Origin of the sequence: Solibacillus sp. R5-41 (genome assembly GCF_002736105.1) — a bacterium.
In the GTDB taxonomy this organism is placed as follows: Bacteria; Bacillota; Bacilli; order Bacillales_A; family Planococcaceae; genus Solibacillus.
In genome coordinates this window covers 3,974,299-3,986,069 of the sequence record NZ_CP024123.1, presented here as the reverse complement: position 1 = coordinate 3,986,069, position 11,771 = coordinate 3,974,299, and the positions used below count along the sequence as shown (strand labels likewise).

6 protein-coding genes, 8 tRNA genes, 3 rRNA genes and 1 pseudogene are annotated in these 11,771 nt (G+C 42.6%); all 18 read left to right on the top strand.

Annotation, left to right across the window (positions count from 1 at the left end):
* The first annotated feature begins 65 nt into the window (after positions 1 to 65).
* The 18 genes and pseudogenes from CSE16_RS19695 to CSE16_RS19615 all read left to right on the top strand — a co-directional run bounded on the left by CSE16_RS19695 (position 66) and on the right by CSE16_RS19615 (position 11,660).
* Entirely contained in the window at positions 66 to 365 is a 300-nt protein-coding gene (locus CSE16_RS19695; protein WP_099425438.1) for a transcriptional regulator, read from the top strand.
* A 4-nt stretch (positions 366 to 369) separates the two neighbouring features.
* Complete coding sequence (locus tag CSE16_RS19690; protein WP_099425437.1) at positions 370 to 720, top strand: type II toxin-antitoxin system PemK/MazF family toxin; 351 nt, start codon at positions 370 to 372, stop codon at positions 718 to 720.
* 242 nt (positions 721 to 962) lie between these two features.
* A complete protein-coding gene (locus CSE16_RS19685; RefSeq protein ID WP_099425436.1) occupies positions 963 to 1,361 on the top strand; it encodes an anti-sigma regulatory factor in 399 nt (132 codons plus the stop codon).
* A 163-nt stretch (positions 1,362 to 1,524) separates the two neighbouring features.
* Positions 1,525 to 1,635: pseudogene (locus CSE16_RS21990) on the top strand (RNA polymerase sigma factor SigB); the annotation flags it as partial.
* A gap of 125 nt (positions 1,636 to 1,760) precedes the next feature.
* Positions 1,761 to 3,932: a Tex family protein gene (locus CSE16_RS19680; RefSeq protein WP_099425435.1), complete on the top strand. Its 2,172-nt coding sequence runs from the start codon at positions 1,761 to 1,763 to the stop codon at positions 3,930 to 3,932.
* Positions 3,933 to 4,117: 185 nt separating this feature from the next.
* Positions 4,118 to 4,582 (top strand): SprT family protein, encoded by a 465-nt coding sequence (locus tag CSE16_RS19675; protein WP_099425434.1) that lies wholly within the window; start codon positions 4,118 to 4,120, stop codon positions 4,580 to 4,582.
* A gap of 245 nt (positions 4,583 to 4,827) precedes the next feature.
* Positions 4,828 to 4,902: transfer RNA gene (locus tag CSE16_RS19670), tRNA-Asn, on the top strand.
* Between the two features lies 1 nt (position 4,903).
* A tRNA-Glu gene (locus tag CSE16_RS19665) sits at positions 4,904 to 4,978 on the top strand.
* Between the two features lie 25 nt (positions 4,979 to 5,003).
* A tRNA-Asp gene (locus CSE16_RS19660) sits at positions 5,004 to 5,079 on the top strand.
* Positions 5,080 to 5,084: 5 nt separating this feature from the next.
* Positions 5,085 to 5,159: transfer RNA gene (locus CSE16_RS19655), tRNA-Gln, on the top strand.
* 5 nt (positions 5,160 to 5,164) lie between these two features.
* A tRNA-Lys gene (locus tag CSE16_RS19650) sits at positions 5,165 to 5,240 on the top strand.
* Positions 5,241 to 5,296: 56 nt separating this feature from the next.
* Positions 5,297 to 5,382 (top strand) — tRNA-Leu (locus tag CSE16_RS19645).
* An 18-nt stretch (positions 5,383 to 5,400) separates the two neighbouring features.
* A tRNA-Gly gene (locus CSE16_RS19640) sits at positions 5,401 to 5,474 on the top strand.
* Positions 5,475 to 5,673: 199 nt separating this feature from the next.
* Positions 5,674 to 7,229 (top strand): 16S ribosomal RNA (locus tag CSE16_RS19635).
* 210 nt (positions 7,230 to 7,439) lie between these two features.
* Positions 7,440 to 10,366, top strand: a 23S ribosomal RNA gene (locus tag CSE16_RS19630).
* 60 nt (positions 10,367 to 10,426) lie between these two features.
* Positions 10,427 to 10,542, top strand: a 5S ribosomal RNA gene (gene rrf / locus CSE16_RS19625).
* Together the 16S, 23S and 5S rRNA genes with 8 tRNA genes alongside form the textbook arrangement of a ribosomal RNA operon.
* 402 nt (positions 10,543 to 10,944) lie before the next feature.
* A tRNA-Asp gene (locus CSE16_RS19620) sits at positions 10,945 to 11,020 on the top strand.
* Positions 11,021 to 11,300: 280 nt separating this feature from the next.
* A complete protein-coding gene (locus tag CSE16_RS19615; protein ID WP_253896125.1) occupies positions 11,301 to 11,660 on the top strand; it encodes a hypothetical protein in 360 nt (119 codons plus the stop codon).
* The last annotated feature ends 111 nt before the right edge of the window (positions 11,661 to 11,771 follow it).

Here is an 11,771-nt window from a genome sequence, read left to right as displayed (position 1 = left end):
CTTTTCATTGTCGAGTTTCGATGCTAAAATGAAATTGAAATGGTATGTTTGTGGAGGTGCTTGTTTTGTTCGCAAAAGAATTAGAAGAAGTAAAAGTAGAATTGGAAGAAGTAATTATTGAAATTCCTGATGAATTAGTTATTCAATTTGAAAGAACACTTGGCCATAATATTATTAGCGATGGAACGATTACATATCTTTCGACGCGAAAATATATAGAGCATATGCAACCAAATCAATTACGGGAAGCTTTAAGGAAAGGCTATGTGGAAATGTCGCACATTAATCTGTCTATTTGTGGTGAATGCTCACATGCAGAGTATGAAGCGGAACATATGGTAGAGCGTCTCGTTAGCGGGGGATGACAATTTGATTGTAAAGCGTGGGGATGTTTTTTTTGCTGACCTGTCACCTGTTGTAGGTTCTGAGCAAGGTGGTACCAGACCCGTTTTAATTATTCAAAATGATATTGGAAATCGATTTAGTCCTACAGTCATTATAGCTGCAATTACAGCGCAAATTCAAAAAGCAAAATTGCCAACACATGTTGAAATCAATGCCAAAAAATATGGTTTTGAGCGTGATTCGGTAATTTTGCTTGAGCAATTGCGTACAATTGATAAATCACGATTAACAGATCGCATAACTCAGCTTGATACACAACTGATGGAACAAGTGGATGTCGCGCTTGGCATCAGTCTAGGACTCGTTAAATTTTAATACATAATAAAAAGTATCGAAACAGTCTGTTTCGATACTTTTTTTATCTTCATTTAGTTGTTGTTTAAGCAATATTTATAAAATGATAAATTTATTTTGAAAATATAGGGGATTTTATTAGGTTTTTGTATTATAATTTATTAACAATTCGGAATATTGAACAGGGTGAAATAGTGATAAAATTAAAATTAACAACTAATAGATAATAAGTACTAGTTAAGTTGATGGTGGGAGGCATTATATTGAATACTAAATCTACCGTTGAAATCATTACAGAATGGGACATTGTAGTTGCACGCCAACTGGGACGGAATGAAGCGAAGATTATTGGTTTTGGTACGGTAGAACAGGCTCGAATTACAACAGCGATTAGTGAACTGGCACGAAATATTTATTTATATGCCCGTACAGGTGAAATTGTAATTGAACACATTGAAGAGAGTGGGAAGTATGGAATTCGTATTACGGCAACGGACAAAGGTCCAGGAATAGATAATGTTCGTAAAGTTATGGAAGACGGATATTCAACTTCTGGTGGGCTAGGTGCTGGATTACCGGGTGTAAAAAGATTAATGGATGCAATGGCAATCCACACTACTGTTGGAAAAGGGACGATGGTTAAGATTGAAAAATGGATTTAGTAGGAAGTGATAAATTGAATGAACTACAAATTCAATAGAAAAACATAATAGCAGATTACTTAAAAAGTCAAACTGAACGATTGTTGCTGTTGCGATGAATATTTTAAGTGAAAGAAAACGATAAATTATCCAACTCAACTACTTAGGGTAATTAAGTCAAAATGAAGTTGGAGGTCGTTTAGGTATTTCAAAAATGCTTGTATCGCAAATACAAAGAATAGCAATCAAGAGAGTACAAGAGACCCTTATATCAAGTGGAGGCATTTTATTATAATATTCTGTGAGTCTACTAGAGTTTCCGTGGTGGACTCTTTTTTGGTGGGAAAGAGGGGGTAACAACTGCTAGAAATGGACAAAATAATGGTAAACTAAAGAAAGCTTAACAAAGGGAGTGGTACTATGGAACAAAAACAAATGCTACAAATTATTGCAAAAGAAGCGAATGTACAAGTCAAGCAAGCGGAAGCGGTAATCAAGCTGTTAGAGGAAGGGAATACCGTACCTTTTATTGCACGCTATCGCAAAGAAGTAACGGGTTCTTTAGATGAGGTGCAAATTAAAGCTGTGGAAGATCGATTCCATTACATACAGCAACTTGAAACAAGAAAAGAAGAAGTTTTGCGATTAATTGATGAACAAGGAAAGCTTACAGAGGAATTAGCTAGTGCAATTCAAGGGGCAACAGTACTTCAACGTGTTGAAGATTTATATCGACCTTATAAACAAAAGCGTCGAACAAAGGCAACGATTGCGAAAGAACGTGGCTTAGAACCACTAGCGGATCAATTATTAAAATTCACAAAACAAGATACGTATCAGATGGCTGCACTATATATAAATGTAGAGCAAGGGGTAATCACAGAAGAGGATGCTTTAGCTGGTGCGCGGGATATACTTGCTGAACGTTTTGCTGATGATGCCTCCATACGTGAAAAGTTACGAATACTTTCATGGCGTGAAGGGAAACTTGCCACAGCCGTAAAAAATGCAGAGAAAGATGAGAAGCAAGTTTTTGAAATGTATTACGCATACGAAGAGCCTATCCATCGAATGGCGCCACATCGTACATTGGCAGTCAATCGTGGAGAAAAAGAAGAAATTTTACGTGTTTCAATTGAAGTACCAATAGAAAAAGCAACAATTCAAATGGAGTATCAATGGATTCCAAGGAATTTTGTCGGCCCGTCTGTGGAACAAGTAAAACAAGCGGTTACAGACAGTTACAAACGTTTAATCCAGCCCTCTATTGAAAGGGAGTTACGAGGCGAGTTAACGGCTAAAGCTGAAACTCAAGCTATCCATATTTTCTCGGAAAACTTACGGAATTTATTATTACAACCTCCGATGCGAGGGAAGTATGTACTTGGTGTTGACCCTGCATATAGAACGGGCTGTAAGTTAGCGGTAGTTGATGAGACAGGGAAAATGATTGAGGTAGGTGTCATTTATCCTCATACTACTTCGGATACAACGAAATCAAAAACGACGATTAAATCAATATTAAATAAATACCCAATTAGTATTATTGCTATTGGCAATGGGACAGCTTCACGTGAGACAGAGCAGTTTATTGCGGAACTGTTGAAGGAGGTTACGCAGGATGTGGCGTATGTCATTGTTAATGAAGCGGGGGCATCTGTTTATTCGGCATCTGAAACAGCGCGCGCAGAATTCCCAGATTTACAAGTAGAACAACGTAGCGCGGTATCGATTGCCCGTCGATTACAAGATCCTTTATCAGAATTAGTGAAAATAGATCCAAAAGCTGTGGGAGTAGGACAATATCAGCACGATGTCTCGCAAAAACAATTGGCTGAGTCCCTTACTTTTATTGTAGAAACAGCAGTAAACCAAGTTGGGGTAGATGTAAACACAGCTTCAGCCTCACTTTTACAGTATGTTTCAGGGCTATCAAAAACCGTTGCGGAAAATATTGTAACGATGCGCGGTGAAAATGGAAAGTTCACTTCCCGTGCTCAATTGAAGAAGATTCCACGCTTAGGCGCAAAAACGTATGAACAAGCAATCGGTTTTTTACGTATACCAGAAGCAAAGAATCCATTAGATGCAACAGGAATCCATCCAGAGAGTTATAAATTAGCGGAAGAAATCCTGCAAGCAGCAAGCCTAACGAAAAATGATTTAGGAACGGCAAAAGCTGAACAATCGATTAGTCAATTAGGGTTGGTAGCATTAAGTGAAACATTACAAATTGGGGAAGTAACTTTAAAAGATATTGTAGGTACATTAATGAAACCAGCGCGAGACCCTCGAGATGCCTTTCCACAACCGTTATTAAAAACAGATGTATTACAAATGAAGGATTTAAAAGTAGGAATGGAATTACAAGGAACGGTTAGAAATGTTGTAGATTTTGGCGCATTTGTTGATATCGGCGTCAAACAAGATGGACTCGTTCATATTTCCAAATTACAAAAGAGTCGAGTTAAGCACCCACTGGATGTAGTATCTCTAGGTGATATCGTGACCGTGTGGATTGAAAATGTCGAAGTAAATAAAGGAAGAATATCTTTAACAATGCTTCCACCAGCACTTCAAGAGAGTATTTAACCAAATATACCTTAGCAAAACTGATTTATTAACTAATGCTAATCACATATAATGAAAGTGCGCCATATATTTGGTGTGCTTTTTATTATGACTTTTTTAGGGATATATAAAATTTAAAAGAACAACTAGAGTTTGTTTGAGTTTTAAGTGTGTCTTTCTAAAATTTTTCGATATGAGGTGAGTATGTGACTGACGAACAAGTTCAAAAAATAGTTGAAGAGCTTTCGATTCAACACTTTAATCGTCCATTTATACACCAAGCTTATTTTAATAGCAGATTAAAAACGACAGGTGGCAGATATTTATTAAATTCACATCACATTGAATTAAATAAGAAACTGTACGATCATTTTGGAATGGAAGAACTCCGAGGGATTATTTTACATGAACTTTGCCATTACCATTTGCATTTGCTTGGAAAGGGATATAAACATCAAGATTCAGACTTTAAACAATTATTAAATGAAGTGGGAGCACCACGTTTTTGTTCTAGGGTTGAGGAAGTAAGGGGAACAACTACAAGAACAATTTATTTGTATAGTTGTATAAATTGTAAACAGTTATATAGAAGAAAACGAAAAATGGATATTAAAAAATATTGCTGTAGTATTTGTGGGGGACGAATAGAATCCGTATCTAATAGATTTTGAATAATGTTTTTGTCTAAGTTCATTTCATAAATAGCTATATACAAAAATTTTATTAGCGATTGAAAACTGCATATCGTTGCTCAAGTTGGAAATACTGTATTTAATTCGAAAGATTAGAGTGAGCTCTTACTTTATTGGTAAATTTTAAGGTTTAAAATTTATTTTTAAAAAAGTGTTGACGAATCGATAAGAGGTGACTATAATAATAAAAGTCGGCAAGTTAATAACGACAACATAAACAATATTCCGAAGTAGCTCAGTGGTAGAGCAACCGGCTGTTAACCGGTTGGTCGTAGGTTCGAGTCCTACCTTCGGAGCCATGGCCCGTTGGTCAAGCGGTTAAGACACCGCCCTTTCACGGCGGTAACACGGGTTCGAATCCCGTACGGGTCACCATTTTTAATATAGAAGAATTTGTTTTGGTCCCGTGGTGTAGCGGTTAACATGCCTGCCTGTCACGCAGGAGATCGCCGGTTCGATCCCGGTCGGGACCGCCATTTATTGGGGTATAGCCAAGCGGTAAGGCAACGGATTTTGATTCCGTCATGCCCTGGTTCGAATCCAGGTTCCCCAGCCATTTCCGAGCCATTAGCTCAGTCGGTAGAGCATCTGACTTTTAATCAGAGGGTCGAAGGTTCGAGTCCTTCATGGCTCACCAGTTTCATGTTGACAATTTCTCGAAAAGATGTATAATAAGAGAAGTTCATAATGAACGCGGTCGTGGCGGAATGGCAGACGCGCTAGGTTGAGGGCCTAGTGGGGGCAACCCCGTGGAGGTTCAAGTCCTCTCGTCCGCACCATAACAACAAATTTCATATGCGGGTGTAGTTTAATGGTAAAACCTCAGCCTTCCAAGCTGATGTCGTGAGTTCGATTCTCATCACCCGCTCCAAAAAAACTTATAAATAAATGTTGACACAACAAAAAATATATTGTATGATATATTGAGTGTCAAAAACGACACAATGAACCTTGAAAACTGAACAAGCAAACGTTAATGATTTAAACGTTTAAGTGATGAACTTAAACAAAACATAGATATCAACTTTATGTTGATACGCTAGCAAAGCAAATGAGCTTTCAAACTAACTTTTATGGAGAGTTTGATCCTGGCTCAGGACGAACGCTGGCGGCGTGCCTAATACATGCAAGTCGAGCGGACGAAAATTTGGTGCTTGCACCAAATTTTCGTTAGCGGCGGACGGGTGAGTAACACGTGGGTAACCTACCCTGTAGATTGGGATAACTCCGGGAAACCGGGGCTAATACCGAATAACACTTTTGAACTCATGTTCGAAAGTTAAAAGATGGTTTTGCTATCACTACAGGATGGGCCCGCGGCGCATTAGCTAGTTGGTGAGGTAACGGCTCACCAAGGCAACGATGCGTAGCCGACCTGAGAGGGTGATCGGCCACACTGGGACTGAGACACGGCCCAGACTCCTACGGGAGGCAGCAGTAGGGAATCTTCCACAATGGACGAAAGTCTGATGGAGCAACGCCGCGTGAGTGAAGAAGGATTTCGGTTCGTAAAACTCTGTTGCAAGGGAAGAACAAGTAGCGTAGTAACTGGCGCTACCTTGACGGTACCTTGTTAGAAAGCCACGGCTAACTACGTGCCAGCAGCCGCGGTAATACGTAGGTGGCAAGCGTTGTCCGGAATTATTGGGCGTAAAGCGCGCGCAGGTGGTTTCTTAAGTCTGATGTGAAAGCCCACGGCTCAACCGTGGAGGGTCATTGGAAACTGGGAAACTTGAGTGCAGAAGAGGATAGTGGAATTCCAAGTGTAGCGGTGAAATGCGTAGAGATTTGGAGGAACACCAGTGGCGAAGGCGACTATCTGGTCTGTAACTGACACTGAGGCGCGAAAGCGTGGGGAGCAAACAGGATTAGATACCCTGGTAGTCCACGCCGTAAACGATGAGTGCTAAGTGTTGGGGGGTTTCCGCCCCTCAGTGCTGCAGCTAACGCATTAAGCACTCCGCCTGGGGAGTACGGTCGCAAGACTGAAACTCAAAGGAATTGACGGGGGCCCGCACAAGCGGTGGAGCATGTGGTTTAATTCGAAGCAACGCGAAGAACCTTACCAGGTCTTGACATCCCATTGACCACTGTAGAGATACAGTTTTCCCTTCGGGGACAACGGTGACAGGTGGTGCATGGTTGTCGTCAGCTCGTGTCGTGAGATGTTGGGTTAAGTCCCGCAACGAGCGCAACCCTTATTCTTAGTTGCCATCATTTAGTTGGGCACTCTAAGGAGACTGCCGGTGACAAACCGGAGGAAGGTGGGGATGACGTCAAATCATCATGCCCCTTATGACCTGGGCTACACACGTGCTACAATGGACGGTACAAACGGTTGCCAACCCGCGAGGGGGAGCTAATCCGATAAAACCGTTCTCAGTTCGGATTGTAGGCTGCAACTCGCCTACATGAAGCCGGAATCGCTAGTAATCGCGGATCAGCATGCCGCGGTGAATACGTTCCCGGGCCTTGTACACACCGCCCGTCACACCACGAGAGTTTGTAACACCCGAAGTCGGTGGGGTAACCTTTATGGAGCCAGCCGCCGAAGGTGGGATAGATGATTGGGGTGAAGTCGTAACAAGGTAGCCGTATCGGAAGGTGCGGCTGGATCACCTCCTTTCTAAGGATATATTCGGAATCATTCCTTACGGAATGAAACATTAACGTTTGCTGTTCAGTTTTGAAGGTTCATCTTTATGATGAAATACTTCAAAACTTGTTCTTTGAAAACTGGATAAAACGACATTGAAAGCAATAAACAAACAAATGATCAAGAAATTGATCGTGCAATCTTTTAAAATCTTACTCATTTGAGTAAGTGTAACTTATTGGTTAAGTTAATAAGGGCGCACGGTGGATGCCTTGGCACTAGGAGTCGAAGAAGGACGGCACTAACACCGATATGCTTTGGGGAGCTGTAAGTAAGCTTTGATCCAGAGATTTCCGAATGGGGGAACCCACTATGTTTAATCACATAGTATCTTCACGTGAATACATAGCGTGTTGAGGACAGACGCAGGGAACTGAAACATCTAAGTACCTGCAGGAACAGAAAGAAAATTCGATTCCCTGAGTAGCGGCGAGCGAAACGGGAAGAGCCCAAACCAAAGAGCTTGCTCTTTGGGGTTGTAGGACATTCTATACGGAGTTACAAAAGAATGAGATAGTTGAAGCGGCTTGGAAAGGCCCGCCATAGAAGGTAAAAGCCCTGTAAGTGAAACCTCATTCCCTCTTGAATGTATCCTGAGTACGGCGGAACACGTGAAATTCCGTCGGAATCTGGGAGGACCATCTCCCAAGGCTAAATACTACCTAGTGACCGATAGTGAACCAGTACCGTGAGGGAAAGGTGAAAAGCACCCCGGAAGGGGAGTGAAATAGATCCTGAAACCGTGTGCCTACAAGTAGTTAGAGCCCGTTAATGGGTGATAGCGTGCCTTTTGTAGAATGAACCGGCGAGTTACGATTACGTGCGAGGTTAAGTTGATGAGACGGAGCCGCAGCGAAAGCGAGTCTGAATAGGGCGAATTAGTACGTGGTCGTAGACCCGAAACCAGGTGATCTACCCATGTCCAGGGTGAAGGTGAGGTAACACTTACTGGAGGCCCGAACCCACGCACGTTGAAAAGTGCGGGGATGAGGTGTGGGTAGCGGAGAAATTCCAATCGAACCTGGAGATAGCTGGTTCTCTCCGAAATAGCTTTAGGGCTAGCCTCGTGATTGAGAATACTGGAGGTAGAGCACTGTTTGGACTAGGGGGGCATCTCGCTTTACCGAATTCAGACAAACTCCGAATGCCAGATATTTATACACGGGAGTCAGACTGCGAGTGATAAGATCCGTAGTCAAGAGGGAAACAGCCCAGACCACCAGCTAAGGTCCCAAAGTAATCGTTAAGTGGAAAAGGATGTGGCGTTGCTTAGACAACCAGGATGTTGGCTTAGAAGCAGCCACCATTTAAAGAGTGCGTAATAGCTCACTGGTCGAGTGACGCTGCGCCGAAAATTTATCGGGGCTAAACGATTCACCGAAGCTGTGGATGCATCCGTATGGATGCGTGGTAGGAGAGCGTTCTAAGGGCGTTGAAGTCAGACCGGAAGGACTGGTGGAGCGCTTAGAAGTGAGAATGCCGGTATGAGTAGCGAAAGACGGGTGAGAATCCCGTCCACCGTATGACTAAGGTTTCCTGAGGAAGGCTCGTCCGCTCAGGGTTAGTCGGGACCTAAGCCGAGGCCGATAGGCGTAGGCGATGGACAACAGGTTGATATTCCTGTACCACCTCCTCACCGTTTGAGAAATGGGGGGACGCAGTAGGATAGGGTAAGCAGAGCGTTGGTTGTCTCTGTTCAAGCAGTAAGGCGTGTGTGTAGGCAAATCCGCACACTGATACGTTGAGCTGTGATGACGAGTCCGTATGGACGAAGTTCCTGATTTCACACTGCCAAGAAAAGCCTCTATCGAGGTGAGAGGTGCCCGTACCGCAAACCGACACAGGTAGTCGAGGAGAGAATCCTAAGGTGTGCGAGAGAACTCTCGTTAAGGAACTCGGCAAAATGACCCCGTAACTTCGGGAGAAGGGGTGCTCTTGAGCGTGCAAGCGCACGAGAGCCGCAGTGAATAGGCCCAGGCGACTGTTTAGCAAAAACACAGGTCTCTGCAAAACCGTAAGGTGAAGTATAGGGGCTGACGCCTGCCCGGTGCTGGAAGGTTAAGAGGAGTGGTTAGCGCAAGCGAAGCTACGAATTGAAGCCCCAGTAAACGGCGGCCGTAACTATAACGGTCCTAAGGTAGCGAAATTCCTTGTCGGGTAAGTTCCGACCCGCACGAAAGGCGTAACGATCTGGGCACTGTCTCAACGAGAGACTCGGTGAAATTATAGTACCTGTGAAGATGCAGGTTACCCGCGACAGGACGGAAAGACCCCGTGGAGCTTTACTGTAGCCTGATATTGAATTTTGGTACAACTTGTACAGGATAGGTAGGAGCCAGAGATCTCGGAGCGCCAGCTTCGAAGGAGGCGTCAGTGGGATACTACCCTGGTTGTATTGAACTTCTAACCCATGCCCCTTAACGGGGTAGGAGACAGTGTCAGGCGGACAGTTTGACTGGGGCGGTCGCCTCCTAAAGAGTAACGGAGGCGCCCAAAGGTTCCCTCAGAATGGTTGGAAATCATTCGTAGAGTGTAAAGGCATAAGGGAGCTTGACTGCGAGACCTACAAGTCGAGCAGGGTCGAAAGACGGGCTTAGTGATCCGGTGGTTCCGCATGGAAGGGCCATCGCTCAACGGATAAAAGCTACCCCGGGGATAACAGGCTTATCTCCCCCAAGAGTCCACATCGACGGGGAGGTTTGGCACCTCGATGTCGGCTCATCGCATCCTGGGGCTGTAGTCGGTCCCAAGGGTTGGGCTGTTCGCCCATTAAAGCGGTACGCGAGCTGGGTTCAGAACGTCGTGAGACAGTTCGGTCCCTATCCGTCGTGGGCGTAGGAAATTTGAGAGGAGCTGTCCTTAGTACGAGAGGACCGGGATGGACACACCGCTGGTGTACCAGTTGTCTTGCCAAAGGCATCGCTGGGTAGCTATGTGTGGACGGGATAAGTGCTGAAAGCATCTAAGCATGAAGCCCCCCTCAAGATGAGATTTCCCATTACGCAAGTAAGTAAGACCCCTGAAAGACGATCAGGTAGATAGGTTCGAGGTGGAAGTGTGGCGACATATGGAGCTGACGAATACTAATCGGTCGAGGACTTAACCACAATTTATTGCACAATTTCAATGAAACGTTTATCCAGTTTTGAAAGAACAATCTTTCATAGTGAAGTGATGATGGCAAAGAGGTCACACCCGTTCCCATACCGAACACGGAAGTTAAGCTCTTTAGCGCCGATGGTAGTTGGGGGCTTCCCCCTGTGAGAGTAGGACATCGCTTCGCAAATTAAGATCCACTGAGAAATCAGTGGATCTTTTGTTTTTCGGAAATACAAACTTCTTGCTATATAGGAGTTACAAGGGATTTTATCTAAAGACAAGGAAAAAACTCCAGTCGTACAATAAAGCCAAGTCCAGTCAACTCAACTCAACTGACTGCGTACGAAAGTAGCTCCAAATTTAAGCGCATACAATATGGAATTATAAAAAGTCGTTAACCGTAACAAATACACCAATAGAGTGAGTGAATAGGATAATGATTATCTTCGTTTAGCTAAAGACTCTTATAGTAGGCTGTCAGAGGATTTCGAGGTATAATTGATATTTTTAGTAAAACAGCAAAAAAAAATGTTGTACATTACTTAAATTTATGTTATATTAATAAATGTCCAAAAGATAAATAAATGGTCCCGTGGTGTAGCGGTTAACATGCCTGCCTGTCACGCAGGAGATCGCCGGTTCGATCCCGGTCGGGACCGCCATTTTATTTAGTTTTTATGAGAATAATCTCATAAAGGCTTTTTTTTGTTTAAAAATTAATTATTAGTCTTACAAATTTTTTTTCTTCGCTCCTTACCCAATAAGAGAAACAACTTCCCTATACTCCATTATGATTGAAACCTTTGCACGGATGATGAATCATCCGAATATGCTAAGAATGCATTTACTAGTATTGTAGCAACTTATCACATTACATTAGTTGAGCGAAACCATGAGAACAATCATGATTTTGAATATTATGCTTACGGTAAAAGTTTAGTAATGCTCTTAGGAGGGATATTAATTAATCGTAAATGGTTATTTAGTTATTTAGGGATATGTCTCTTTGGTTTAATAATAACGAATCTTGCAGCATATAAAGATGAAATTACAGAAATTGAGGAACATAATACGTATAGATGGCAAAGATATATGAATGAGGAAGAATATAATAAATTAGAAAAAGGGATGTACTATATAGATGTAGTTAAAATTGCAGGAGGAGCTGGTGTTAAAATCGATGAAGATATTTATGAATGGAACGATGAAATTCTTTTAACAAAAGGGTATCAAGCCTATTTTGAAAATGGAGAATTAATTAAAACAGAAATTATAAAAAGAAAAGGTAATTCAAATCGATAGGTGTTATCTCTTTTATGGGGGATAACACCTTTATTTGTGGAGAGGAAGGTACTATAAAGTACTTCTAGCAAAGTGGTTTGAAGGGATTCATTTTGAACATTTAGCTCAGTT

Bases quoted from the DNA above. Each gene is read 5' to 3' on its own strand.
- CSE16_RS19680 (WP_099425435.1), top strand. From the start codon at position 1,761: ATGGAACAAAAACAAATGCTACAAATTATTGCAAAAGAAGCGAATGTA.
- CSE16_RS19615 (WP_253896125.1), top strand. From the start codon at position 11,301: ATGCTCTTAGGAGGGATATTAATTAATCGTAAATGGTTATTTAGTTAT.